General features: G+C 65.1%; 26 protein-coding genes. 12 read left to right on the forward strand and 14 right to left on the reverse strand.

The features are described from left to right. Positions 1–6: 6 nt before the first annotated feature. The gene (locus FJ967_RS08195; protein ID WP_246675218.1) at positions 7–315 is read left to right on the forward strand and encodes a DUF1905 domain-containing protein; all 309 of its coding nucleotides are present in this window, start codon (positions 7–9) and stop codon (positions 313–315) included. A gap of 57 nt (positions 316–372) precedes the next feature. Here FJ967_RS08195 and FJ967_RS08200 read toward each other — a convergent pair whose 3' ends face one another. Further along, entirely contained in the window at positions 373–1,266 is an 894-nt protein-coding gene (locus tag FJ967_RS08200) for a DMT family transporter (protein ID WP_140731216.1), read from the reverse strand. 113 nt (positions 1,267–1,379) lie between these two features. Between FJ967_RS08200 and FJ967_RS08205 the strand changes: the two genes are divergently transcribed. Then, positions 1,380–2,285, forward strand: a complete 906-nt coding sequence (locus FJ967_RS08205) for a LysR family transcriptional regulator (RefSeq protein WP_181175733.1) — start codon at positions 1,380–1,382, stop codon at positions 2,283–2,285. 7 nt (positions 2,286–2,292) lie between these two features. Here FJ967_RS08205 and FJ967_RS08210 read toward each other — a convergent pair whose 3' ends face one another. Beyond that, a complete protein-coding gene (locus FJ967_RS08210; RefSeq protein WP_140731218.1) occupies positions 2,293–2,889 on the reverse strand; it encodes a hypothetical protein in 597 nt (198 codons plus the stop codon). Positions 2,890–3,002: 113 nt separating this feature from the next. On the opposite strand from FJ967_RS08210, the gene FJ967_RS08215 reads away from it, so the two are divergent. Continuing rightward, positions 3,003–3,236, forward strand: a complete 234-nt coding sequence (locus tag FJ967_RS08215) for a DUF2093 domain-containing protein (protein WP_140731219.1) — start codon at positions 3,003–3,005, stop codon at positions 3,234–3,236. Between the two features lie 65 nt (positions 3,237–3,301). Here FJ967_RS08215 and lpxK read toward each other — a convergent pair whose 3' ends face one another. The 6 genes from lpxK to FJ967_RS08245 form a co-directional block, all read right to left on the reverse strand. Then, positions 3,302–4,345, reverse strand: a complete 1,044-nt coding sequence (gene lpxK, locus FJ967_RS08220; protein WP_140731220.1) for a tetraacyldisaccharide 4'-kinase — start codon at positions 4,343–4,345, stop codon at positions 3,302–3,304. A 1-nt stretch (position 4,346) separates the two neighbouring features. Continuing rightward, entirely contained in the window at positions 4,347–5,663 is a 1,317-nt protein-coding gene (gene waaA, locus FJ967_RS08225) for a lipid IV(A) 3-deoxy-D-manno-octulosonic acid transferase (RefSeq protein ID WP_140731221.1), read from the reverse strand. Continuing rightward, positions 5,660–6,451 carry a lysophospholipid acyltransferase family protein gene (locus tag FJ967_RS08230; protein ID WP_140731222.1) on the reverse strand — a complete coding sequence of 264 codons (792 nt, stop codon included), beginning with the start codon at positions 6,449–6,451 and terminating at the stop codon, positions 5,660–5,662. Before FJ967_RS08230 ends, waaA begins: the two co-directional genes overlap by 4 nt. A gap of 5 nt (positions 6,452–6,456) precedes the next feature. Next, positions 6,457–6,702 (reverse strand): DUF4170 domain-containing protein, encoded by a 246-nt coding sequence (locus tag FJ967_RS08235; protein ID WP_015318348.1) that lies wholly within the window; start codon positions 6,700–6,702, stop codon positions 6,457–6,459. Between the two features lie 76 nt (positions 6,703–6,778). Beyond that, complete coding sequence (locus FJ967_RS08240) at positions 6,779–7,582, reverse strand: 3'(2'),5'-bisphosphate nucleotidase CysQ (protein WP_140731223.1); 804 nt, start codon at positions 7,580–7,582, stop codon at positions 6,779–6,781. Further along, positions 7,569–8,912 carry a TldD/PmbA family protein gene (locus FJ967_RS08245; protein WP_140731224.1) on the reverse strand — a complete coding sequence of 448 codons (1,344 nt, stop codon included), beginning with the start codon at positions 8,910–8,912 and terminating at the stop codon, positions 7,569–7,571. The genes FJ967_RS08240 and FJ967_RS08245 overlap by 14 nt, the downstream gene beginning before the upstream one ends. A gap of 174 nt (positions 8,913–9,086) precedes the next feature. On the opposite strand from FJ967_RS08245, the gene FJ967_RS08250 reads away from it, so the two are divergent. Continuing rightward, complete coding sequence (locus FJ967_RS08250) at positions 9,087–9,503, forward strand: VOC family protein (RefSeq protein WP_027042200.1); 417 nt, start codon at positions 9,087–9,089, stop codon at positions 9,501–9,503. Positions 9,504–9,530: 27 nt separating this feature from the next. On the opposite strand, the gene epmA is transcribed toward FJ967_RS08250, so the two are convergent. Beyond that, entirely contained in the window at positions 9,531–10,577 is a 1,047-nt protein-coding gene (gene epmA, locus FJ967_RS08255) for an EF-P lysine aminoacylase EpmA (protein ID WP_140731225.1), read from the reverse strand. Between the two features lie 114 nt (positions 10,578–10,691). Here epmA and efp point away from each other — a divergent pair, with 114 nt between their 5' ends. Beyond that, a complete protein-coding gene (gene efp, locus FJ967_RS08260) occupies positions 10,692–11,261 on the forward strand; it encodes an elongation factor P (RefSeq protein WP_140731226.1) in 570 nt (189 codons plus the stop codon). 23 nt (positions 11,262–11,284) lie between these two features. Here the strand turns inward: efp and FJ967_RS08265 are convergent, their stop codons facing one another. After that, positions 11,285–12,184, reverse strand: coding sequence for an HNH endonuclease (locus FJ967_RS08265; protein ID WP_140731227.1), 900 nt, complete (start codon positions 12,182–12,184; stop codon positions 11,285–11,287). 216 nt (positions 12,185–12,400) lie between these two features. Between FJ967_RS08265 and FJ967_RS08270 the strand changes: the two genes are divergently transcribed. The 7 genes from FJ967_RS08270 (at position 12,401) to FJ967_RS08300 (ending at position 19,269) form a co-directional block, all read left to right on the forward strand. Next, a complete protein-coding gene (locus tag FJ967_RS08270; RefSeq protein ID WP_140731228.1) occupies positions 12,401–12,946 on the forward strand; it encodes a dihydrofolate reductase family protein in 546 nt (181 codons plus the stop codon). 100 nt (positions 12,947–13,046) lie between these two features. Beyond that, on the forward strand, positions 13,047–14,036 hold the full coding sequence (locus FJ967_RS08275) for a 3-oxoacyl-[acyl-carrier-protein] synthase III C-terminal domain-containing protein (RefSeq protein WP_140731229.1): 990 nt from the start codon (positions 13,047–13,049) through the stop codon (positions 14,034–14,036). After that, a complete protein-coding gene (locus FJ967_RS08280) occupies positions 14,033–15,049 on the forward strand; it encodes an NAD(P)-dependent oxidoreductase (RefSeq protein WP_246675219.1) in 1,017 nt (338 codons plus the stop codon). The genes FJ967_RS08275 and FJ967_RS08280 overlap by 4 nt, the downstream gene beginning before the upstream one ends. After that, positions 15,046–15,870, forward strand: a complete 825-nt coding sequence (locus FJ967_RS08285; RefSeq protein ID WP_140731230.1) for an MBL fold metallo-hydrolase — start codon at positions 15,046–15,048, stop codon at positions 15,868–15,870. Before FJ967_RS08280 ends, FJ967_RS08285 begins: the two co-directional genes overlap by 4 nt. Further along, entirely contained in the window at positions 15,867–17,129 is a 1,263-nt protein-coding gene (locus FJ967_RS08290) for a F390 synthetase-related protein (protein ID WP_140731231.1), read from the forward strand. Before FJ967_RS08285 ends, FJ967_RS08290 begins: the two co-directional genes overlap by 4 nt. Next, entirely contained in the window at positions 17,126–18,277 is a 1,152-nt protein-coding gene (locus FJ967_RS08295) for a GNAT family N-acetyltransferase (RefSeq protein WP_246675220.1), read from the forward strand. The genes FJ967_RS08290 and FJ967_RS08295 overlap by 4 nt, the downstream gene beginning before the upstream one ends. A gap of 8 nt (positions 18,278–18,285) precedes the next feature. Next, on the forward strand, positions 18,286–19,269 hold the full coding sequence (locus tag FJ967_RS08300; RefSeq protein WP_140731471.1) for a Rieske 2Fe-2S domain-containing protein: 984 nt from the start codon (positions 18,286–18,288) through the stop codon (positions 19,267–19,269). On the opposite strand, the gene FJ967_RS08305 is transcribed toward FJ967_RS08300, so the two are convergent. From FJ967_RS08305 to FJ967_RS08320, 4 genes are read right to left on the reverse strand one after another with little or no spacing between them, the layout of a single operon-like run. Continuing rightward, entirely contained in the window at positions 19,254–20,414 is a 1,161-nt protein-coding gene (locus FJ967_RS08305) for a hypothetical protein (protein ID WP_140731233.1), read from the reverse strand. The genes FJ967_RS08300 and FJ967_RS08305 overlap by 16 nt on opposite strands. 40 nt (positions 20,415–20,454) lie before the next feature. Then, positions 20,455–21,324 carry a patatin-like phospholipase family protein gene (locus FJ967_RS08310; protein WP_140731234.1) on the reverse strand — a complete coding sequence of 290 codons (870 nt, stop codon included), beginning with the start codon at positions 21,322–21,324 and terminating at the stop codon, positions 20,455–20,457. Next, positions 21,321–22,706, reverse strand: coding sequence for a pitrilysin family protein (locus tag FJ967_RS08315; RefSeq protein ID WP_140731235.1), 1,386 nt, complete (start codon positions 22,704–22,706; stop codon positions 21,321–21,323). Before FJ967_RS08315 ends, FJ967_RS08310 begins: the two co-directional genes overlap by 4 nt. 2 nt (positions 22,707–22,708) lie before the next feature. Then, positions 22,709–24,097 (reverse strand): pitrilysin family protein, encoded by a 1,389-nt coding sequence (locus FJ967_RS08320; protein WP_140731236.1) that lies wholly within the window; start codon positions 24,095–24,097, stop codon positions 22,709–22,711. Positions 24,098–24,139 lie beyond the last annotated feature (42 nt).

Below are 24,139 nucleotides of genomic sequence, written 5' to 3' on the forward strand. Positions count from 1 at the left end.
GGCGAGTTGATCGAGTTTCAGTTCGAAGCCGAAGTGATCCACTGGCGCGGCCCCTCGCCTTACTTCTTCGCGCCAATCCCCGAGCAGCACGGCCAAGAGATAAAACGGGTCGCCAAACTCGCGACCTATGGCTGGGGCGTGATCCCTGTCGAGGCGACGATTGACGGCTTCATGTTCGCTACATCGCTGTTTCCCAAGCAGGGAAGCTACCTATTGCCATTAAAGGACGCAGTTCGGCGCAAATGCAATCTGACGGCAGGCGATTCGATTTCCGCCATCATCACGATACGACTTGGGCGCCGATCCGACCTATGAAACGAGCCGCTGCGGGAGTTCTCGGCGAGAGTCCGCAAAAGGCTCCAACCCTTTGTTTTACCGTTTCAAGTTCACCACGATGACGCCACCGAGCGCCAGCGCGCCGCCGAGAATGCCGAGCAGCGTCGGCACTTCGCCCAGCCAGAAGAAGCCGATCAGCGCCGACATCGGCGAGACCAGGTACAAGAAGTTCGAGGCTCGCGCAGCCGGCAGGCGCGACAGGGCCGTTGCCCAGGCCGCATAGGCGATCAGGCTCGGCACGATGCCGAGATAGATGACGGCGCCGAGGCCGGCCGTATCGGCGACGGCAGCCTGCTGGAGAGCCGCGGGCAGGAAGGGCGACAGGCAGAGCGCGCCGAGCACCATGTTCGAGGCCGCGATGGTCAGCGGATGATGGCGGGCAAACAGCGGCTTCTGGACGATGGTGTTGACGGCCGAGCACAGTGCCGAGCCGAGCACCAGCAATGCACCGGCGTTGAAATGCAGACCATGACCGTCAGCGACGGCGATGATGCCGATGCCGGCGAAGGAAATGGCGGTGCCGACCCAAGCCATGCCGGAGAAACGCTCGCCAAGCAGCGCCATCGCCATGATGGCGGTGAAAATCGGGCTGACATTGATGATGAAACCGGCAGCTCCGGCCGAGACGGTCAGTTCGCCGAAATTGAGCATGGCCGTGTACAGCGCGACGAAGATGGCGCCGCCGAAGGCGAAGCGCCACATTTCGCCGATCCTGGGCAGCGCAGGGCGCTTGACGGCAAGATAGATCGCCGCCGGCACGGCGGCGATGGCAAAGCGCAAAGCGCCCAGCTCCAGCGGCTGAAAAGCGCCGAGCCCGGCCCGGATCGCCGGGAAGGCGGAGGCCCAGCCAATGACCGTCAGCGCCACGGCGATGGCGGCCGTAGTGTCCATCCGCTGTGTCGAATTCAACGTACCTGTCATCGCGCTCATCTCGCTGCCCTCGGATTCTTTCGGTTCCGGTCAACAGAAAGCGCCTTTCCGGGTCAATTGACAAACGACCAAATCGAGGGTCACCTGTGAGCATGGATCACAGCTTGAACAGCATGCTGCCACTGGAGACGTTGCGCGCCTTCGACGCAGCGGCGCGCACGGGAAGCTTTTCGGCCGCCGCCGAAAAACTCAACCTCACCCATGGCGCGGTCAGCCGGCAGATCGCGAAGCTCGAGGACTGGCTCGGCCTGAAGGTCTTCGAACGTGGCGCGCGCGGCGTGACGCTGACCAATGAAGGCAATCGCCTGCATCTGAGGACCACCGAAGCCTTCGCGCTGATCTCGGTCGATTCGGACCGGTGGGTGGAGCCGCGCGGCACCGCGGTCGTGCGCCTGGCCTCCATCCCTTCGGTGAGCGGCCTGTGGCTGATGCCGCGCATGGCAATGCTGGAGAACGACCCTACCCGCCTGCGCATCGTGCTCGACGTCGACAACCGTCAGGCCGATCTCGCTGACGAAGGCATCGATCTGTCGGTCCGCTGCGGTCGCGGCCGCATCCCGGGCCGCGTCTCGGTGCAGTTGTTCGAGGAGTATCTCTTCCCCATCGCCTCGCAGGGCCTCGCGGAAGAGATTGGCGCTGGCGACCCGGCCAGGCTGCTCAAATTCCCGCTGATCAACGATTCCGACGCTTCGGGCTGGCGCGCCTGGTTCGCCGCCCAGGACATGGATTACAGGCCTCGCCCGCAGGACCGCCGCTTCGAGGATTACAATCTGGTGCTCGACGCCGCGGCCCATGGGCTCGGTATTGCACTGTCGCGGCCGCCGCTCACCGAGCATCAGATACAATCGGGGCGGCTCGTCGCCGTCGACCATCGCACCGCGCTCAATCCAGTCTCTTACTGGCTCGACCGGCCGGTGGGCCGGCCACGCGCCGCCGCGGCCGATCTCGCCCGGCGCATCGCGGCGCATGCCGGGCTGGCCGCGGACAAGGTCGATCGGTTCATCGAAGCCGAGGATTAGACCTGGGCTAGCTGAACATCCGCAGGGCCAAGCCGAATGCCGCTGCCCCGAGCAAGCCGGCGGTTGCCGAGACAAACGCGACTTTGAGCAGCAGGCGCTCGGAATTCTGCTCCGGCATGCCGTTGGGCCGAGAGGCGGGCTGCCCCCGCTTGGCGGGGATGTTCTGGTTCGATGCCTGGCGCCAGGCTGGAGCCAGTGGCGCCACGGTCGCCAGCCCAGCCGTCGAGGCCCCGCCCTGATCGCCATTTTCGGCTCTTACCAAAGGCACCGTCAGACCTTTTTGCGCCTCGACCTCCTGCGCCGACCTTCTTGCCACGGCGGCGGCGATTGGGGACCCATCGGAATCTTCGGCCGGTTCGACCTGAGCCAGATAGGCCTCGACCATCCCGGCCGAAGCGATCTGCTGCGCCTTGGCCGCCATCGCCTGGGAAGGCAGAGCCAACAGTACCGGCGCCGTCTGTTGCGCCAGGAGGAGCGGCGCCGGTGGCTGGACCAGCGCTTTTACCAGGGCGGTCGTGGCCGGATCGGCTTTTGCCGAAGGCACGGCCTGCGGCGTCATCGTGTCCACCAGCAAAGATGCCAGCCGTGCGGAAGAAATCTCCATGCCACCCTCAAAACAGCCGTTTCGATTGCTCGATAACAGCTCTGCATTGCGCCAAGCTTGACCTTCTCACCGATTTATGGCGATGACATCGTCATGAAGCTCGGCACCACCGCATGATGAACCGTTTCGAAGGCCCCGGCGGCAAGGAAGCCCGCATCCGCTACCTCGACGGCGATTTCCAGGTCACCAGCCCCGGCTCTTTCGTGCGCTGCGCCGTGACCGGAGAGAGCATCCCGCTGGACGAGTTGAAATACTGGAGCGTCGCCCGGCAGGAGCCTTACGTGAACGCCACGGTTTCGCTGCGCCGCGAAATCGAGGTGCATCCGGAGTTGCGCAAGCGCAGTTGACGCGGTTCACCGCTTCACGGATACGGCGGACCGGTCCTCTTTCCGCGCAGTTCCCCTCGGAACCGCTACACACTTTTCCTGGAGTTGCCCTTGAGCCTGCGCTGCCGCCAGGCGTCGAGCGTTTCGTCGATGATGCGCTCGGGAACGTGGTCGAGTTCGAACACCGTGTCGATCTCCAGCACGTCGAGACGATCGAGAAAATCCTGCGCGGCGCCGTGCCGCAACCGCGCGGCGTCCTTGGCGGTGGTGATCAGGCCAAGGCCTTCGGCGCGCGCGGTGGCCGCCAGTTCGGCAAGCTCGTCCTCGGCGTAGAAGTGATGGTCCGGAAAGGGTTTGGACAGAACCACTTCGCCGCCGGCGCCACGCACCGTGTCGAAGAATTTTTCGGGATGGCCTATGCCGGCAAAGGCCAGAAACCGCTTTCCGGCAACCCCTGCCTTGCCGCTCGGCTCGGTGTGGGCCTCGAAGATCGGACGGCCGGCACGCGCGGCCTGGCGGACGACGGCATCCGCGGCCGTCCCCTCACCCATCTTCAGCAAGGCGCTGGTGAAGACCAACTGGTCGACGATTTTTGCCCTGAGCGGGCCACCGGGGATGACGCGGCCATTGCCGATCCCGTAGCGGGCATCCACCACGACCAGCGCGTAATCGATGTGGATGCGCGCGCTCTGGAAGCCGTCGTCCATGATCAGGAAGTCGCAGCCGTGCCTTTCCAGGAGCAGCCGGGCGCCGGCGGCACGATTGGGCGTTACCGCGACCGGCGCATGTTCGGCCAGCAGCAGCGGTTCGTCGCCGACATGCCGGGCGCTGTCGTGGCCGATGTCGACGACATGCGGTTCGGCGAAGGAGCCGCCATGGCCGCGCGACAGGAAACCGGGCTTTAGCCGCATGCGCCTGGCCTGTTGGGCGAGCGCAATCGCCACCGGCGTCTTGCCGGTACCGCCAACCGTGAAATTGCCGACGCACAAAACCGGCGCCTCGATCTTCTCGCGCCTCGCCCTGCGCATGCCGCGGCCGGCGGCAAGCGCATAGACCGCCGACAGCGGCGACAATGCCAGGACACGCCAGTCCGGCTCTTCCCACCAGAAAGGTGGTGCTTCGCTGGCCACGCTAGCGCCCGTTCGCGCCCTTCAGGCGCGCCTTGACCACCAGCGGCTGGATATAGGGTTCGAGCGATTTGAGCGTGCGCGCCAGGGCGCCGCGCATCTCGTCGACGGTCGCGGCGCCCGCCGCCATCATCTCGTGACGGGCGACTTCATTGGTCAGGAGGAAATTGACGGCGCCAGCCAGCATGTCGCGGTCGCGCACCAGCTTGGCGCCGCCGCTGTCGAGCAGGCGCTGATAGGCCTCGCGAAAATTCTGCACGTTGCGCCCGGCGAGAACCGCCGTATCGAGCATGGCGGGCTCAAGCGGGTTCTGACCGCCTTCGGAAGTCAGCGAGCGACCGACGAAAGCGATTTCGGTCAACCGGAGGTACAGGCCCATTTCACCGATCGTATCGCCAAGCAGGATATCGGTGTCGGGCCCGATACGGTCGCCCTTGCTGCGTCGCGCCACTTTCAGGCCCATGCCGGAAATCTGCGCGGCCAAGGCTTCGGCCCTATCGGGATGGCGAGGAACGACGATCGTCAACAGGCCGTGGTGACGCTTGTGCAGCGTCGCGTGGACTTCCGCGGCGACCACCTCCTCGCCATCATGGGTCGAGATCGCCGCCCAGGTCGGGCGATCGCCGATCTGCCGCTGCAAAGTGCCAAGCGCCCGCTCATCGACCGGCGGCGGGTTGGTGTCGACCTTGAGGTTGCCCGACACCGTGACCGGCCGGGCACCGAGCGCGCGGAACCGCTCGCCGTCGACATCGGACTGGGCAACGACATGAGCAAGGTTCTCGAACAGCGCCTCGGCAATGTTGGCCCGCTTCTTCCACGACGTGAAGGAGCGGTCGGAGAGCCTGCCATTGACCAGCACCTGCGGCACGTGGCGGGCGCCAAGTTCGAGGATGGTCATCGGCCAGATCTCGGATTCGGCAATGATGGCCAGATCGGGTTTCCAGTGATCGAGGAAGCGACTGACCGCCGGCTTCAGATCGAGCGGCACATATTGGTGGATGATGCGGTCGCCGAGCCGTTCGTCGACGACCTGGGCCGATGTCACGGTGCCGGTCGTCAGCACGATGTTGACGCCGTAGTCGAGGATACTTTCGACCAGCGGCACGACGGCCAGGGTTTCGCCGACACTTGCCGCATGGATCCAGATCACCGGTCCCTCGGGGCGCGGCCGGCCGGCGACGCCGTAGCGCTCGCGCCGGCGGTTGCGGTCTTCCTTGCCGCGCGAGGTACGCCAGGCGACATAGGGGCCGACCAGCGGATAGGCGGCCGCGCCGGCAAATCGATATGCCGTCAGCATGGTGCGGGCCCAACGACCGCTCATCGCGGGCCATCCACGAGACGGTAGGCCTCGGCGGTCGCGGCATTGAGGGCAGCCGTCACTTCCTGGCGCTTGCGCTCCATTTCGGCGTCGTCGGCATCCGCCGCCACGAAGATCGGTGCGCCGATGGTTACGGCGGAACGGCCGAAGGGCAGATTGATGGTGGTCTTGTCCCAGCTCTTCTCCAGCACCTTGCGGCGGCTGGTGGCGATGGCGACAGGCAGCAGCGGCCGGCCGGAGAGGCGCGCCAGAAGAACGATACCAAGCCCTGCATCGCGCGGCGTACCGTGGGGAATGTCTGCGATCATGGCGACGTTCTTGCCCGCGATGAGCGACTTTTTAAGGGCGATGAGGGCTTTGGCCCCGCCCTTGTCGAGATGCCTGGCATTGTCACGTCCGCCTGACCCGCGCACCGCCTCGATGCCGAACTTCTCAAGCATCAGCGCGTTGAGCTCGGCGTCGGCGCTGCGCGACACCATGGCGACCAGCGGCTTGCGCTTGGGGTAATAGGCCGGCGTCAAAAGATGCTGGCCATGCCACAGAGCGATGATGCCGGGCTCGAATTCGGCGTAGGCGCCACCCGAGAATCGTGCCGATCCCGCGACCAGCGGGCTGGTCAGGCGAACCAGCCGCACGAACTGCGCGAGCAGGCTGGCAATGGCATTCTTGACGAATCGCGACTGCGCGAGGGGTTCGCGAATCCTGCGCCAGAAAGCCTTGGTCTTGCGATTGCCGCCCCTGCCCGCGGGCGCGGCGTCGCTGGCTGGCCTTTTCGCCAGATCATGCTCCATCGAGGTCAACCGGCGGCCTTGCTATCGGGATCCAACAGGCGGTGCAGATGAACGACGAAATAACGCATATGGGCATTGTCCACGCTGGCTTGCGCCTTGGCCTTCCACGCCGTGTGCGCGGATTGATAGTCGGGATAGACGCCGACGATGTCGAGCGCGTCGAGATCGCGGAACTCGGTACCGCCAAGCTTCTTCAGTTCGCCGCCGAACACCAGATGCAAAAGCTGTTTCTTTCCGTCTTCCGCGGCCATGTCGGTCCTTCACATATTGTGAGTTTGTGACAGGTCTAGACCAAAGCCGCCGACTTTGGAACCTTTGAAAATGCTTTCAGGCATCCAGCCCGGCGATGACGTCGACCAGCACCGTCAGCAGTTCGCCGCTGCCGGCGGCGAGCGCGCCGTGGCGGGTCACCGCGCCGGCAAAGAGCGGCGCATGGCCTTGCGGGTCGAGCAATTGGCCGCCTGCCTCGCGCAAAATGAGATCGGCGGCGGCGATGTCCCAGTCATGGGCGTTCGGCTTGACGAAGGTGCCGTCGAGCTTGCCGTTGGCGATCATGGCCAGGCGGTAGGCGAGCGAAGGGTTGTAGGGCGCCCGTTGCAGCCGCTTCTGCCAGCCGGCCGGCATCAGGTCGATCAACTGCTTCAGACCGGAAATCTCGGGCCTGTCCCCCGCTTCGCGCACCGCAATCCGCTTGCCGTTGCGGAACGCGCCCTGGCCAGGCAGCGCGCAATAGGTCTCGTCCATCGCCGGGCATTCGAGCACGCCGGCGAGCGTGCGGCCATTCTCGACGACGGCGACACTGACGCACCAGGCGCGCTGGCCCTCGAGGAAGCCACGCGTGCCGTCGATGGGATCGACGACGAAGGTGCGACGCGCGGAAAGCCGCACCGGGTCGTCGGCGGTCTCTTCCGACAGCCAGCCATAGTCCGGCCGCGCGGCAAGCAGCGTCTGGCGCAGATAGGCATCCGCTGCATGATCGGCTTCGCTGACCGGCGAGGTGCCGCCCTTCATCCACACTTGCGGGTTCTTGCCGAAGTAACGCATGGCGACGAGACCCGCCTCGCGGGCGGCGTCGCGCAGAAGGTCCAGGTCCCGGGCGGCACCGGCAATGGTCAGTTCATGCTCCGGCAAGGGTCATGCCTTCAATCAGGAGCGTCGGGGACGCGGTGCCGAAATTGCGGTCGAGGTCGTCAGCCGGCACCATGTTGAGGAACATGGTCTTCAGGTTCGAGGCGATGGTGACTTCGGCGACCGGATAGGCAAGCGCGCCATTTTCGATCCAGAAACCGGAGGCGCCGCGGCTGTATTCGCCGGTAACCATGTCGACGCCGTGGCCAAAGACTTCGGTGACATAGAAGCCGCTCTTGAGCGAGCCGATCAGGTCCTGCGGCGAGCGCTCGCCGGCCTCGATGGCGAGGTTCGTCGACGACGGCGAAACAGAGGAGCCCCCACGCGCGCCGCGACCATTGGTGACGAGGCCGAGTTCGCGGGCCGCCGATGTCGACAGGAACCAATGGTTGAGGATGCCCTTTTCGACCATCACCAGCTTCTCGCCTTCGACGCCTTCGCCATCGAATGGCCGCGAGGCCTGACCACGGCGCCGCAGCGGCTCGTCGGTGACGGTGATGGCGGCAGCGGCCACCTGCTTGCCCATCATGTCGCGCAGGAACGAGGTCTTGCGCGCGACGGATGCTCCGTTGATGGCGCCGGCGATATGGCCGGCAATACCGCGCGCGACGCGCGGGTCGAACACGACGTCGACCGGTCCGGTCGCCGCCTTGCGCGCGCCAAGGCGGCGCACGGCCCGTTCGCCGGCCATGCGGCCGATATCCTCGGCCGCGTCGAGATCGGCAAAATGCTGGCGCGAGGAGAATTCATAATCGCGTTCCATGCCGGTGCCCTCACCGGCAATCACACTGGCCGAACGCGAAAAACGCGAAGCGACATAGTGGCCGAGAAAGCCGTGCGAGGTGGCCAGAACCAGCCCGCCCAGCCCGGCGCTGGCATTGCTGCCGGCCGAATTGGTCACACCCTTGACGGCCAGAGCCGCCGCTTCGGCTTCAAGCGCGGCTTCCTTCAACTGGTCGGCCGACACTTCGGTCGCGTCGAACAGGTCGAGATCGCGCGTCCGGGTGGCGAGCAGCGCGGGGTCGGCAAGGCCCTGGTAGGGATCCTCGGGCGATACTTTGGCCATGGCGACGGCACGCTCGGCAAGCGCCCTGGGATCGGACGCGGCGGTGGCCGATACGCTGGCTACGCGCTGGCCGACGAAGACACGCAGCGAAACATCGTCGCCCTCGGACGCCTCGGTGTTTTCGACCTTGCCAAGCCGCACCGAAACGCCGGTCGAGCGGCCGCGCACCGCTACCGCATCCGCGGCATCGGCGCCGGCGCGCTTGGCGGCCTCGACCAGGGCCGCGACGCGGTCCGTCAACTTTGCGGCGTCGAGCTTGTCGGTCATGCACTTGATCCTGTTTGTTCAGCCTGTCCGGAAGGCGGATGCTGTCGCACCATCTATTGTTCCAGTGCCGCTTGTGCAATGGCAGAAGGGCAATCAGGATAGCGCGACCAAATCGCCGTCAAAGCGCCCGCAAAGAGCGGACGTCCCGGCTTTTGCCTATCTGGAGCCCTCGCCATGACGCCTTTCCATCTCGCCTTTCCGGTCCGTGATCTCGATGAAACCCGAACTTTCTATGGCGAGGTGCTGGGTTGCGCGATCGGCCGCTCGTCCGCGACCTGGGTCGACTTCGACCTTTACGGCCACCAGATGTCGGCGCATCTGCGGCCGCAGGCCGCGCAAGCCGCCAGCGACGGCAAGGTCGACGGCATTCTGGTGCCGATCCCGCATTTCGGCGCCGTGCTCTTGATGGATGACTGGCAGCGCCTGGCCACGCGGCTGGAAGCGCGCGACGATATCGACTGGCTGGAGCGGCCAATGGTCCGTTTCAAGGGCGAGCCGGGCGAACAGGCCACGCTGTTCATCCGTGACCCCTCGGGCAACGCCTTGGAATTCAAGGGCTTTCGCTCACTGGAGCAGGTTTTCGCGCACTGATGGGATCGGGCCTGCAGCGGCTCTCCTTCAGGATACCGCGACCGGCGTCCAGATCACATCCTCGATCTTCTGCGCGCCGGTCGCCAGCATCACCAGGCGGTCGAAGCCGAGCGCGACGCCGCTGGCCTGCGGCATGACGGCAAGGGCTGCCAGGAAATCCTCGTCGAGCGGATAGCGCTCGCCATAGATGCGCTCCTTCTCGTCCATTTCGAGGATGAAGCGCCGGCGCTGCTCGGCGGAATCGGTCAGTTCGCCAAAGCCGTTGGCGAGTTCGACACCGCAGCAATAGAGCTCAAAACGTTCGGCGACACGCGAATCCCGGGGGCTCGGCCGGGCAAGTGCCGCCTCGGCGACCGGATATTCGCACAGGATCGTCGGCCGCCCCTGCCCGAGGAACGGTTCGATCTTTTCCACCAGCACGCGGCTAAACAAGTCCGCCCAGTTGTCGTCAGGCGCCGTGCGCAGGCCGGCTTTAACCAGCGCTGCGTAAAGCGCGTCCCGGTCGGTGCCGCCATCGGCGGCAACCGTCGCCAGCAGATCGATGCCGGCATGGCGGCCGAAGGCATCCGCCAGCGTCAGCCGTTCCGGCTCCGCGAACGGATCGCAGTCGCGGCCACGGAAAGAAAAGCGCGTGGCCCCTGCCCTTGTCGCGGCCAGCGCCAGCAGATCGGCGCAATCGCGCATCAGGCTCTCATAGGTCTCGCTCACCCGGTACCATTCGAGCATGGTGAATTCGGGATGATGCAAGGGGCCGCGCTCGCGGTTGCGGTAGACCGGACCCAGGCTGAAGATGCGCTGCTCGCCGGCGGCAAGCAGTTTCTTGCAGGCAAATTCCGGCGAGGTGTGGAGATAAAGCGGCGAATGGGCGCCATCCGGCCCGACCACCTCGGTAGCGAAAGCCGCCAGATGCGCCTCGTTGCCGGGCGAGACCTGCAGCGCCGCCGTCTCCACCTCGATGAAATCATGGCGGGCGAACCAGTCGCGCATGGCGGCCGTCAGCCCGTTGCGCAGTATCAGGCGTGGGCGGCGGTCGGCGTGAACATGCGGCGTCCACCAGGGCGAAGCCGCGGTCATCGGCGCGCTTCGGTTCGCCGAGGGGGCTGGCGGTTCGCGCCAAGATGCGCTAGGCCCCCATCCAGCGCCGCGCAAGCCGGCAAACGCCCGTCAACTCTCGCAGGATTTAAAACCGTGGTGAAAGTCATCGCCAGTTCGCTCCGCAAAGGCAATGTCGTCGACAAGGACGGCAAGCTTTATGTGATCCTCTTTGCCGAAAACATCCATCCCGGCAAGGGCACCCCCGTGACACAGCTCGACATGCGCCGCATCGGCGACGGGGTGAAGGTCTCGGAGCGTTACCGCACCACCGAACAGGTGGAGCGCGCCTATGTCGAGGAGCGCGAGCACACCTTCCTCTACGCCGACGGCGAAGGCTATCACTTCATGAACCCGGAAACCTACGACCAGGTGGCGGTGACCGAAGCCGTGGTCGGCGACGCCGCGCCCTATCTGCAGGAAGGCATGCCGGTGCAGGTGTCACAGTTCAACGGCATCGCGATCGCCCTGGTCCTGCCGCAGCGCGCCACGTTCGAAGTGGTCGACACCGAGCCGACGACCAAGGGCCAGACGGCTTCGTCGTCCTACAAGCCGGCAGTCCTTTCCAACGGCGTGCGCACCGCCGTGCCGCCGCACATCGCGCCCGGCACCCGCGTGGTGGTGATGACCGCCGACGGGTCCTATGTGGAGCGGGCGAAGGACTGAGGCGCGGCGACCTCAGCGAAACGCTACTGCTTAAAACAGTTCTCGCGGTGCCACTGCAAGAAACGCGGATTCGGCCATTCAAACGGCCGTCCCGGCGGAAGTGCTCGCCCGGTCTTGTTTACGAACGATCGCACGCTTTCGCGATCATTGACCTGTCGCGAGATCAGGATTTCCAAATCGTCGGACAAGCTGATCAATCCCCGATCGAACATCCAATGCGCGGTACCCGACAGCGCGATACCGTTGTTGATAATATCAGGCCCGTTCGCTTCGACCGGCCGAATATGAGCGGCTGAAACCTCTGCCCGGCCACCGCCATTGATCAGCTTGAGCCCCGTGATTGCGCACCGCTCGTCATAGGCCCGCAGGACGATACGGCGAAAAATACGATCCCGCACGATTCGCGACCCGATGTAGCTTACGCGATCACGACTCTGCTCGAATTCGAATGGCGCCTGCTCATCCTGGAAGCCGGCAGATGGTTCGACCTCTTCCATGCGCGGCAGCAACAACTTGCTTGTGTCCAACCCCAAATCGATGATGCGGTTGAAATCGCTTGAGGTGAGCGGGCGAACGGCAGACTGCGCGCGACCGGAAAGCTGCCCCTCGGGGTTGAGCAGCCCTCTTTCAACGAGACCATGAGGTCCGTTGAATGGAACAGGATTGACGAAATCAAGGTAGGTCCCGGGCTCAATAAGAGCCAGATACATTTCGGGCGTCACAGGATCGGGAACAATCTGCTGGACTTTCGCCACAGCGTAGTAGCCTCGGGTATCATTTACTTTGCTGGGTTCATAATAAATGATCCAGCCGCCGACACATGCCTCAACGCGGCGCAGATAAGGGCGAGGAAACTGATATTGCTCTGCGGGGCGATCGTTGTATCGCGAATCTGAGCGATGGATGAAGATCCCGAATCCCATGATCCTTGCGATGTGTTCTTGGGGCAACTGTTTCCGACGTTTTACCAAAATCCGATCTTGCGAGCTTAGTCCAGATCGATCGTATTCTTCCCACCGTATTGGTCCTTCCACGAATACGCCGGAAGCCATTCTCTAACGACGCGCGGGGACATTTTTCGCGCCGCATGTCGCAAAGCGGACCTGCGGTTCGTCCTTTGAGCAAAGAAGGAGAGCGCCGTGCGAAAACTCATCGTCACCGAATTCATCAGCGTCGATGGCATAGCCGAGGTCGAGAGGCTTCCGACTGTCGTCTGGAACGATGAAATGAACAAATTCAAGGCGGACGAGCTTGCCGACAGCGGCGCCATGCTTCTGGGGCGTACGACCTATGAGATTTTTGCCGGCTCGTGGCCTGATGAAACCGGGGACTTCGCCGACCGGTTCAACGCATTGCCGAAATATGTCGCGTCGACCAGCCTGAAGGCGCTCGACTGGAAGCCGGCGGAACTGCTCAAGGGTTCCTTGCCGGAAGCAGTGAGGGCGCTCAAGCAAGGTAGTGGCGGCAACATCTATGTTCATGGCAGCCTCAGCGTCGCGCAGCAATTGCTGCGCCACGGCCTGGTCGACCGCGTCAGGCTGCTCAGCTATCCCGGCGGCGTTGGCCAGGGCAAGCCGCTGTTCCCGCAGGGCGAACAAGTGCCGCTCGAGCTGATTTCAGCCACACCGTTGAGCAACGGCGTGGTGGCAATCGAATATGCGCCTTTGGCTATAGGATCGGATTGAGGTCACCCGGTTCGCTCTCCCCTTTTTGAGCATGGCCGCCTCACTCTTACCATCGGTCCGGTTTATGCGTTAGAAAGCGCAACTCACTGGGCGGCTGAGAATGCGGATCAAGATCGTCGGAACCGGGCGCGCCGTGCCCGCTCAATGCGTGACCTCAAGCAGTCTGGACGAGCGGCTCGGCCTTGGCCCGGGGCGGCTCGAAGCCGTGACCGGTGTCGTGGAGCGCTTTGTCTGCACGACCGAATCGCAGGTCGATCTCGCCTGTGCGGCAGCGCGCCTGGCGCTGGCTGAAGCCGGAATCGAGCCAAGCGCCGTCGATCTTGTCATCGGCGGATGCGGTGTTCCCTATCAGCCGTTGCCTTCGACGGCACCTCTGGTCATGCAGCGCCTGGGGCTGGCCGACGGGTCAGCCGCGGCCTTCGACGTCAACAGCACATGCCTCGGCTTCCTCACCGCTTTCGAAACCGCCGCCCGCCTGATCGAGGCCGGGCAATGCGAGACCGCGCTGGTGTTCTCATCCGAGATCGCCTCGCGTGCCCTGCCCTGGCAAGAACAGCCCGAGGTGGCCGCTTTGTTCGGCGATGGCGCCGCGGCGGCGGTGTTGCGCAAGGCAGCGCCCGGAGAGGGCGAAGTGGCGGCCGCCCTGATGCGCACCTATCCGTCGGCCTACGAGTCCTGCGGCATCGGCGCCGGTGGCACGCGCTTCGACTTCCACCTGCAGCCGGAAGAATTTTCCCGCAACAGCCTTTTCCGCATGGATGGCAAGGAGTTGTTCCGGGTGACCTCGCGCCACTTCAACGGCTTCGTCGGCGAACTCTTGCGACGGGCCGGCTGGCAGCCGCAAGAGGTCGATGTCGTCGTGCCGCATCAGGCGAGCCCGTTCGCACTGGCCCATATGGCGCGGCAGACCGGATTCGGCAGGGAAAGACTGGTCGACATCGCCGCGCATTACGGCAACCAGATCGCGGCCTCCATTCCCTTCGCGCTCGATGTCGCGCGCAAGCAGGACCGGGTCAGGCCGGGCGCCAGGGTGCTGTTCCTGGGAACCTCGGCAGGTGTCTCCTTCGGCGGCATGGCGTTGGTGGCATGAGCATGGGACGCGTGCTCGTCACCGGCGCCAGCGGCTTCCTTGGCGGTCATCTGACGGCACGACTGGCGGTGGCCGGGGTGCCGGTCCTGGCGCAGGGGCGCGATGCCGGGCGCTGCGCGGCGCTCGAAGCCGCCGGCCATGCGGTGGCGCGCCTTGACCTGTCACGTCCCCTTGATGCCTCGCTCCATCCCTTGCTTGGCAGTGTCGAGGCCATCGTCCATTGCGCCGCGCTCTCGGCGCCGTTCGGGCGGCTGGCGGAGTTCGAAGCCGCCAATGTGACCGCAACCCGGAATGTTTTGGCCTTCGCGCGCCGGCAGGGAGTGCGGCGTTTCGTCCATATCTCCAGCCCCTCTGTTGGCTTTGCCTTCCGCGACCAGCTCGGCGTCACCGAAGACATGCCGGCGCCCGATCCGGTCAATCATTACGCCCGCACCAAGCAGCGGGCTGAAAAATTGGTCCTTGCGGCATCCGACATCGGGCCAATCATCCTGAGGCCAAGGGGCATCTATGGCGCCGGCGACCAGGCGTTGCTGCCGCGCCTGCTGCAGGCGGCACGGCGGCCGCTGCCGCTGTTTCGCGGCGGCAGGGCCTGCATCGACCTTACCCATGTCGACGATGTCGTCGATGCGGTTCTGGCCGCGCTTGGCACTGGCAAAGCGGCCGAAGGACAGGTCTTCAACGTCTCCGGCGGCGAAGTGCTGCCGGTGCGCCGTATCGCCGAACAGGCCTGCGCGCGCGCCGGCGTCAAGGCGCGATGGCGCAAGATGCCGCTTGGCCCGGCCATGCTGGCGGCGGGCATCATGGAAGCGGTGGCGCTGCGCCTGCCGGGCCGGCCCGAACCGCGCGTGACCCGCTATGGTCTCGGCCTGTTCGCCTATGCCCAGAGCCTCGACATCGGCAAGGCAAGGAGCATTCTCAGCTGGACGCCGAAAGTGTCTTTCGACGAAGGGCTGGATCGCACATTCGCCGAGGCTGGCCGGGCTATGACCGCAAGACGTGGGGGAGCAGCTTGAAGATCGCCTTCGCCAACAGCGCCTGGGTCGTGGCCCCCGAGAAATTGATCCTGCGCGGTGGCGGCTGGCAGAAAATCCGGCTGCGCGTGCGCTACGGCTTGATCCTCCATGCGCGCATCGGCCCGGTGCTGATCGATACGGGTTATACGCCTGAGGTGACAAAAGGTGCCGGGCGCGGCGCCATGCTGCGCTTCTACGGCGCCGTGCTCGGGCCCGAACTGGTGGAGGCCGAACAGGTTTTGCCGGTGCTGGCGCGCTTCGGCCTGACGCCGCGCGACGTCAAGACCGTCATCGTCACGCATTTTCACGCCGATCATATTTCGGGCCTGTCGCTTTTTCCCGACGCCCGCTTCATCGCCAGCGATGCCGCCTGGTCGCGGCTGAACGCGCGGACCGCCCGGCAGAATCTGCGCCACGGCGTATTCACGGAACTTTTCCCCAGTGATTTCGAAGCCAGGCTCGACGGGCTGTCGAGCATGAAACAGGTCCCGCCACACGGCGACATTCCCGGCGGAGCCGATCTGTTCGGCGATGGCAGCGTGATCGCGGTCGATCTGCCCGGCCACGCCGACGGCCAGTTCGGATTACTGTTTCCTGAGACGGAACTGCCGCTGCTTTACGCCGTCGACGTGCAGTGGCTCAGCAAGGCGCTGGTCGAGAACCGCACGCCGGGCTTTCCCGCGCGGCTTCTGGCCGAGGATTTCGCCGCCATCGACCGGACCAGCGCGACGCTTCGGCGTTTCCTTGCAGCCGGCGGCGAAGTGATGTTCTGCCACGACCCGGGGCTGACGCCATACGACCTCACCGCGGAGGCCGGATGAACGGATTTGGCGAGGCGATCCGCTCGTTTGCCGTCACTCTCTGGGTTTCGCGCAAGAGCCGCAAGAGTTTCGAGCGCTGGCAGACGCGCGCCTTGCGGCGCTGGCTCGACCGGGATCTGCCGCTCGCGCCCTTCTATGGCAAGCCGGCGCGCCGTCTCGGCGACCTGCCTATAACCGACAAGTCGCTGCTGATGGCGAATTTCGAGCGCTTCAACAGCGCCGGCGTATCGGCGGACGACGCCTGGCCAGCGGCTGCGGGTGACGGCCGTCTCGGCGCGCTGACCGTCGGCGCCAGCACCGGCACCTCGGGCAATCGCGGCCTTTTCGTCATTTCGCAAGCCGAGAAATATCGTTGGCTGGGGACGATCCTGGCGAAAGCCATTCCCGACCTCCTCTGGCGTCGGCAGCGCGTGGCGGTGATCCTGCCGCAGAATACCGGCCTTTACGACAGCGCACGCCAGTCGAAGCGGCTGGACCTTTGCTTCTTCGACCTGACGCTCGGGCCGGAGCATTGGCGCGCGGCACTCGAGGCTTTCGCGCCGACCGTGATCATCGCGCCGCCCAGGATGTTGCGGCATCTGGCGACCGAGCGTTTTCGGCTCTCGCCGCTACGCGTCTTCAGCGCCGCCGAAACGCTCGATCCGGTCGACCGCCCTGTTATCGAAGCGTTCTTCGGGCAGCGACTCGACCAGATCTACATGGCGACCGAAGGCCTGTTCGCGGTCACCTGCCGGCAGGGCGGGCTGCATCTGGCCGAGGATTCCATCTTCTTCGAATTCGAACCGGTCGGCGATGGCCTGGTGACGCCGCTGATCACCGCCTTCCGCCGCCGGACGCAGATCATGGCGCGCTACCGGATGAACGATCTCCTGCGCCTGTCGTCCTCGCCGTGCCGTTGCGGCTCGCCGTTGCGCACGGTCGATGAGATCGTCGGCCGCATGGATGATGCCTTCCGTCTGGCCTCGGCGCGAGGCCCGCTGCTGATCACGCCAGATATACTGCGCAATGCGGTGTTGAAGGCGGATCGGCGCATCGACGACTTCCGCCTGGTCCAGACGGCGCCCGAGGCGGTCGAGTTGCGCCTGGCGCCCGACCTGGCCGATGACGCGGCACAGGCGGCCTTCTCGGCGCTGCGCGGACTGTTCGCCTCGCGCCAGGCGACGGCCGTCGTGGACCTCATCCGCGCGCCCCTGCCCCTGGACATCGGCCGCAAGCTGCGCCGGGTCGAATGCCGGTTGCCGGCGGAGCCGGCGCCGTGAGCCGGGCCCCGTCAACCGCGCTAAAGCAGCCCCCGGAGCAAGCCGACCGCGTCGAGAACGACCGGCGCAAGGTCGAGGCTTTCGCGCACCTCTTCAACACGGTGCCGGTGCGCGACCTCGTCGCCAACCTGACTGTCCGTGTCGAACCTTTCGAGATCGCCGGGCGCTCCTTTCCGCTGACGCTGAACAATGCCGCCGACGCGCCGAACTGCTACATCTGCTGCCCGTCCAGCGCCTATATCGACTATGCAATCGACGAGACGCGCAATTTCGCGTCGAATCCCCTGCTGCAAAGGGCGCTCCGGATGCTGATCGGTCTATGCGCCCCGCTGGTGAAGGCAAGCGGCCTCGATCATCAGGTGCAGGTCAACAACTGGCTTTTTTCCACCAATCCCGTGCCGCTGCTCGATCGCACTTCAGTCGCGGCGATGCGCAGGGATTCGACGACACGATTTCCCGATCGCGCAATCGTCATCCGCTCGCTGAACGAGATCGCCGATCCTGCGAGCATCGCGGCCCTCAAGGCGGAGGGATTTCGCATGCTGGCAGCGCGCCAGGTCTATATTTTCGCCGACCGCAGCGCCGTGCCGCCGATGACGCGCGACATGAAACGCGACCGCGCGCGGCTGCGCACCACATCGTTACGCATCGTTGGCGACGCCGATTTCACCGAGGCCGATTATGTCAGGAGCCAGGAGCTCTACGACATGCTCTATCTCAGGAAATACACGCCGCTCAATCCGCACTACAGCGCGCGCTATATCTCTGAGATGCACCGGCATGGCATCTTGCGGCTTGCCGGCTTGCGAGACGAAAAGGGACAACTCGTCGCCGTCACCGGCCTGTTCGAGAACGGCGCGACGCTGACCCAGCCGATCGTCGGCTACGATACCAGTCTGCCGGTCGGCGACGGGCTCTACCGGATGGCCATGGCGATGGCCCAGGACCACGCCACGGCACGCGGCCTGTTCTTCAACATGAGTGCCGGTGCGGCCGCCTTCAAACGCCATCGCGGCGCCGTACCGGCGATCGAGTACAACGCCTGCTATGTCGGGCATTTGCCTTTTCGCCAGCGCTTTGCGGTGGGGACAATGGAGCGGGTGCTGGCGTGGATCGGGATTCCCCTGCTTCGGAGATTTGAACTGTGAGCAAGGCCGTGCGGAAGGATTTTTGGCAGGCCGTGGCACTTTCGGCCGATGTCGGCGCCAAACCGCGGCGTATCCTGTTCGACGGCGCGCCGGTGGTGCTGTTCCGTTCGGACAAGGGGATCGCGGCGCTGTTCGACCGCTGCGTGCACCGGCTGGTCGAGCTGTCGACCGGCAAGGTCATCAACGGCGAGATCGAGTGCCCCTATCACGGTTGGCGCTACGATGACCAAGGTCTGTGCACCGCCATTCCAGGCCATGTCGGCGAGGTGCCGCGCTACCGCGTGCGGCGCTACGGCGCGATCGAGCGCGATGGCATCATCTTCGTCTCGGCGGGAACGCCGGAGGCCGAACCGTATCTCCACTGCATGCAGGGCCGGGACGTGATCGTGCGGCGCGTGCGCTCATCGACGCAGTCGACCGTGCTGGACGCCGCCGAAAACATCCTTGACGCCACCCACACGCATTTCACCCATAAGGGCCTGCTGCGTGGGCTCAGCGCCAAACGGCATCTGGTGCGGGTCGAGGTGACCGGCGGCGAAGGCTGGGTCGAGGCCTGCTACACCGGCGAGGAGCGCCAGCAAGGCTTGATCAGCCGCTTGCTGGAAGGCGAGCGCACGAAAACCATCGGCCGCTTCCGTCATCCGGGCATCGCCGAGCTGGAATATTGGGGCAAGGACGGACTGGCGCTGGCCACGACGTTCCATCTGCGCCAGGCGGATGAAAACACCGTCGAAGGCGTCGGCTGGCTGATCGGCCCGCGCCAGGGCTGGCTCGGCCCTCTCAAGGCGCTCGCCTTCAAGCCGTTGTTCAACATCGCGCTCAGCCAGGACCGCAAGGTGCTGAAATCGGCGAGCGACAATGCCCGCCACCCTCCCCTTGCATCGCCGGCGATCGGGCCGCTCGATTTCCTGCGCCGTGACATCGCGGCCATCATGGCGGGCGAAATACCGCCCGCCGCGGCGACGCCGCGCGTGCATCAGATCGAGCTTTGAAGCGGTCCGTTCCATTCGATGTCACGCGTCGAGGCGGCCTGCAGGCTGATGCGCTGGCGCAGCGCCGTCGCGGCGATCTCGGCCAGTGCACGCCACTGCGTCCTTTTGGGCGCGGGATCATCAGGCCAGTCGAGCAACTCGTCGGCACCATGCATTGCCTGGCGGAAGCGCTGCAGCTCGCCTGAACCGATGGCCGCCGGCAGGCCGTAGACCCACATGGCGAGCCGCACTGTCTGAGGCCGGTCCAGATCGGGCCTGACTTCGCCGCCCCCCAGCAGGGCGGCGGTGAAAGCCTGCGGATCGCGGAAGAAATGCAGGCCGCTGACGGCACGAGGGTTGCATTCGAGCGGCAGCACAGTGCCGTCATGCTGCCGCATCAGGTCGAAAGAGATCTGGCCGGTCCAGCCGGTGCCGGCGACGAAGGCTTCGACGAAACGGCGCGCGACTTCATCCTCGACGCGCTCGAACCAGATACCGGCACCCTTGCCGGCGCGATAGCGGGAACGATAGAGCGCCAGCGCCTCGAGCTTGCCGTCCCGCGCCATTGCATAGGCGCTGATCTCATCGCCGGCGATGAAACGTTGCGCCACCCACGGCGCCGCTGTCGAAGGCTCTATGGCATCGAGCGCACCGGGCGGCGGCCGCAGCAGCACATGGCTGGCAAAACGCGACCAGACCGGCTTGAACACAAGCTCGCGCGCATGGCCGCGCACGGCCTCGATGTCCCCACTGGATTGCAGGAGCGTCGTTTCCGGTACGGCAAGGCCGAAGTCCTGCGCCAGGTGAATGAAGGCATGCTTGTCGTGAACCCTGGCCAGCAGGTCCATGTCAGGCGTGAACAGGCGAGCTGGCATGGTTCGGTCACGCCACAGCTGCGCGAGGTAGAAAACCTCCTCGCAGGTCGGGACAACCAGCTCCACGCCCTCGCGGCGAACCAGCTCTTCCACTGCCCTGTAATAGGCCGGCAGCGCAAAACGCGGCGGCGGCAGGCGGTGGTAGGCGGCGCAGGCGATACTTGCTGCTGCGATCGGCTGGGCCGGGCTGTCGGCCAGGACCACCCTCAGGCCGGCGCCATGCAGCAGCCGCGCCAGATGCAACGCCACCGGCGCGCGGGCACCCGTGACCAGCACCGTGCGGGCGCGCATCAGACCGGGATCAAGGTGACAGACATCTGCCGCCCCGAGGTTAGTTCAAACCGCGCTTGCCGCGCTTGGGCCTGGTGACGCCGGAACGCGCCTCGACGATCTTCTCCACCTGCCGCTTTAGCTCATCCTTGATCTCGGCCGTCTCGTTCATCAGAGCGTCGATCTTGAGGAAATCGAGGACGCGGTATTTCGACACCGCCGGGCGCACCAGTATGTCGGGCTGGCACTGTTTCAGCTTGTTGGCGATGATCGACTGCATCATCAGCTGCGTGGCGCCGAACATCAGGTCGACCGAAGTCGGCTGTTTGCGATCGGCCTCTTCCGGCGCACCGACCACGTCGACGCCGATGATGATGTCGGCATCCTTCTCGATAAGGTCGAACGGCACCGGGTTGTAGATGCCGCCGTCGATCAGCAGCCTGCCGTCGCGCGTCACCGGCCGGAAAACAGCGGGAATGGCGGCGGATGCGGCAAGCGCGGAATGCAGGTCGCCATCGTCGAACACAGCAAGCTTGTGGCCGAAATAATCGGTCGCCGTCACCTTCAGCGGGATTTTCAGATCGGCGAAGGTTTCGGGAATGACCTCGGGCAGAAACGCCTTCAGGATGCGCTCGACATTGAACTGGCTGACCCGGATGCCGTTTTGCATGGCTTCGGCGATCGTGCCCGGCCTGGCGCGCCACATGCGGCTTGCCACCTCGGCGCGGCGGCCGAGGATCGAGCGGGCATAGTCATGGATATCCTTCCCGCTCATGCCCGAGGCCATGCCGGCGCCCATGATGGCGCCGATCGAGGAGCCGGCGATCGCCGCCGGCCGGATGCCGAGCTCGTCCAGCGCTTCGATGACATGGATATGCGCCAGGCCGCGCGCGCCGCCGCCGCCGAACGCTATGCCGAAGGTCGGGCTCATCCCTTGCCGGCTCCCGCCAGCGGTGGCCCGACCACCATGATGGTCGGCTCGGCCGTCAGCAGCTTCTTCGCCGCCGCCTTGACCTGATCCAGCGTCACCGCGTTAATGTAGCCGGCACGGCGCTGCATGTAGTCGATGCCGAGATCGTCGATTTGCAATTCGACCAGCGTCGCGGCGATGGAACTCGACGAGTCCAGATTGCTGATGGCATAGGCGCCGATCAGATATTTCTTGGTCGCAGCCAGCTCTGCCTCGGTCGGGCCATCCTCGGCCAGGTGCTTGACGACGTCGCGCACGATGCCGAGCGTCTCGGCGGCGCGATCCGAGCGTGTCCCGGTGGTGACGATCAGCGCGTTGGCATGGTCCTGGTTGACCAGCGAGGAATTGACGCTGTAGGCGAGCCCGCGCTTCTCGCGCACTTCCTCGAACAGGCGCGAGGTGAAGGTGCCGCCGCCGAGGATCTCGTTCATCAGCACGGCCGGGAAAAAATCCTGCGCCTTGCGCTTCACGCCCGGCCAGGCGAGTTGCAGCGATGTCTGCGGCAGGTCGTAATTGACCTCGATATGCTGCGCCAGCCTGGGCTCGATATCGGCGACCGCGGTCAGCGCCTGGGTCGACGGCAGGTCACCGAACACCATGTCGAGCTTCTTTTTTAGCGTCTCGGGATCGATGGCGCCGACCACCGCGACATGCAGCCCGCCGCGCGCGAACACGGCCTTGTGCAGGGCCTTGAGATCGGCCTGCGTGATGGCGGCGATGCTTTCCCTGGTGCCCTGGTCGGAGCGTGAATAGGGATGGTCGCCATAGACGGCGCGCGCCCATCGGTTCTGCGCGATCGTGTCGGGGTCGTTCTCGTTGGCGATGATGCCGGACAGGACCTGGGCGCGGATGCGGTCGATCGGCGCCTGGTCGAAGCGTGGCTCGTTGACCGCCAGCCGTAACAGGTCGAACGCCTCGTCGCGCTGCTCGGCCAGCATGCGCATGGAACCGTAGATGCCGTCGCGGGTCTCGTCGAAGCTCATCTCTGCGCCGGCATCGTCGAGCCTGATCTGGAATGCTTCCGAATCGAGAGGACCGGCGCCCTCGTCGAAGAGGCCGGTCATCAGATTGGCGAGACCCTCCTTGCCGGGCGGATCCTGCGTCGAGCCGCCGCCGAAGACAAAACGAACGGCGACGATCGGCACGGAATAGTCCTCCACCAGCCAGGCGGTGACGCCTTTCGGCGAGGTGACGGACTGGATCTCCATGGCGCGCGCGGCGAGCGCCGGCAGGACCAGGAAGACGATGGAGAGGAAGAGAGTGGCGAGAGCGTGCAGGGCCTTGCCTTCTCCTCCGTGGAGAGAAGATGGAGACGTCAACGCGCCGCTAGACCGGTTCGTCATGATCAGTTCCCCGCCTGTTGCTGCGGCAAGAGGTAGCCTGACGTCGAGCGTGCCAGTATCAGATAGCGCGCGGCGACGGCCTTGACCTCGTCCGTGGTGACCTTGCGGATACGGTCCGGCCATTGCTGCACGTCCTGGACATTGCCGCCGGTGGCCAGCGTCGAGCCATAGATCTCGGCCATCGAGTCCTGCTTGTCCCGGGCAAAGATCATCGACCTGACATAACGGTCCTTGGCCTTTTCGAGCTCATCCGACGTGACGCCGTCGCTTGCAATGCGCGCCACTTCCACATCGACCGCGGCTTCGACGTCGGCGAGCTTCGCATCGCCGCGCGGCGCGCCATAGACGGTGAAGTTGGTGTCGTCGAGCATGGTGCCCTGGAAATACGCACCCGCACTGGAAGCAATGCCCTGCTTCACAACAAGGGCCTGATAGAGCCGGCTGCGATTGCCGCCGCCAAGGATCTCGGCCAGCAGGTCGAGCGCTTCCGCCTCGCCGGGCTTGGCCGTATGGTAGGACGGCACCAACCATTGCGTCGAGAAGCTCGGCACGCTGACGCGCGCGTCGGAGAGGGTGACGGTGCGCTTGGTGTTCTGCTCGGGCTCGACCGGCCGGACGCGCGGCGGCAGGTCCGGCCCGCGCGCCACCTTGCCATAGGTCTTCTCGGCCAGCGTCTTCACCGTGTCGGGCTCGACGTCGCCGGCCACGATCAGCACGGCGTTGTTGGGCCGGTAGTACTTGTCGTAGAAGGCGGTGGCGTCGACGCGGTTCAGTTGCTCCATCTCCTGCATCCAGCCAATGACCGGAATGCGATAGGGCTGGTTCTGCCACAGCGTGGCATCGACTTCCTCGTCGAGCACGGCCTGGGGGTTGTTGTCGATGCGCGAACGGCGCTCCTCCAGGATGACGTCGCGCTCGGTCTTGATGACATCGTCGGTGAGGATGAGATTGCGCATGCGGTCGGCCTCGAAGCTCATCATCAGTTCGAGCGCCGACGGTGCCACCGTCTCGTGGAAGGCGGTGTAGTCATACGACGTGAAGGCATTGTTGGAGCCGCCAATGTCGGAGACGGCGCGGTCGAATTCTCCGGCCGCGTGATTGGTCGTCGCCTTGAACATCAGATGCTCGAAGAAATGGGCGATGCCGGATTTGCCCGGCGGCTCGTCGGCGCTGCCGATCTTGTACCACACCATATGGGTGACGATCGGCGCGCGGTGGTCGGGAATGACCACCACTTCCATGCCGTTGTCGAGCAGGAAATCCGTCACCTTGAACGCGGCAGGCACGCTCTCGGGCAAAACCGGACTCGCGGCCAGCACCGGGTCGTTCATGAGGAATGTCAGCGAGGTCGCCAGCAGCACTGTCCGCAGCCATTCGATTCTGGATGTCATTTACGGGTCCGGTGTCCTCGACGCGACGATAGGCAAGGTGCT

Origin of the sequence: Mesorhizobium sp. B2-3-4 (genome assembly GCF_006442315.1) — a bacterium.
GTDB lineage: Bacteria > Pseudomonadota > Alphaproteobacteria > Rhizobiales > Rhizobiaceae > Mesorhizobium.

Coding starts and splice junctions, on each gene's coding strand:
- FJ967_RS08200 (WP_140731216.1), bottom strand. CDS start 1,266: ATGAGCGCGATGACAGGTACGTTGAATTCGACACAGCGGATGGACACT.
- FJ967_RS08205 (WP_181175733.1), top strand. CDS start 1,380: ATGCTGCCACTGGAGACGTTGCGCGCCTTCGACGCAGCGGCGCGCACG.
- FJ967_RS08210 (WP_140731218.1), bottom strand. CDS start 2,889: ATGGAGATTTCTTCCGCACGGCTGGCATCTTTGCTGGTGGACACGATG.
- FJ967_RS08215 (WP_140731219.1), top strand. CDS start 3,003: ATGATGAACCGTTTCGAAGGCCCCGGCGGCAAGGAAGCCCGCATCCGC.
- waaA (WP_140731221.1), bottom strand. CDS start 5,663: ATGAGCGGTCGTTGGGCCCGCACCATGCTGACGGCATATCGATTTGCC.
- FJ967_RS08230 (WP_140731222.1), bottom strand. CDS start 6,451: ATGGAGCATGATCTGGCGAAAAGGCCAGCCAGCGACGCCGCGCCCGCG.
- FJ967_RS08235 (WP_015318348.1), bottom strand. CDS start 6,702: ATGGCCGCGGAAGACGGAAAGAAACAGCTTTTGCATCTGGTGTTCGGC.
- FJ967_RS08245 (WP_140731224.1), bottom strand. CDS start 8,912: ATGACCGACAAGCTCGACGCCGCAAAGTTGACGGACCGCGTCGCGGCC.
- FJ967_RS08250 (WP_027042200.1), top strand. CDS start 9,087: ATGACGCCTTTCCATCTCGCCTTTCCGGTCCGTGATCTCGATGAAACC.
- epmA (WP_140731225.1), bottom strand. CDS start 10,577: ATGACCGCGGCTTCGCCCTGGTGGACGCCGCATGTTCACGCCGACCGC.
- FJ967_RS08265 (WP_140731227.1), bottom strand. CDS start 12,184: ATGGGATTCGGGATCTTCATCCATCGCTCAGATTCGCGATACAACGAT.
- FJ967_RS08275 (WP_140731229.1), top strand. CDS start 13,047: ATGCGGATCAAGATCGTCGGAACCGGGCGCGCCGTGCCCGCTCAATGC.
- FJ967_RS08280 (WP_246675219.1), top strand. CDS start 14,033: ATGAGCATGGGACGCGTGCTCGTCACCGGCGCCAGCGGCTTCCTTGGC.
- FJ967_RS08290 (WP_140731231.1), top strand. CDS start 15,867: ATGAACGGATTTGGCGAGGCGATCCGCTCGTTTGCCGTCACTCTCTGG.
- FJ967_RS08305 (WP_140731233.1), bottom strand. CDS start 20,414: ATGCGCGCCCGCACGGTGCTGGTCACGGGTGCCCGCGCGCCGGTGGCG.
- FJ967_RS08310 (WP_140731234.1), bottom strand. CDS start 21,324: ATGAGCCCGACCTTCGGCATAGCGTTCGGCGGCGGCGGCGCGCGCGGC.
- FJ967_RS08315 (WP_140731235.1), bottom strand. CDS start 22,706: ATGACGAACCGGTCTAGCGGCGCGTTGACGTCTCCATCTTCTCTCCAC.
- FJ967_RS08320 (WP_140731236.1), bottom strand. CDS start 24,097: ATGACATCCAGAATCGAATGGCTGCGGACAGTGCTGCTGGCGACCTCG.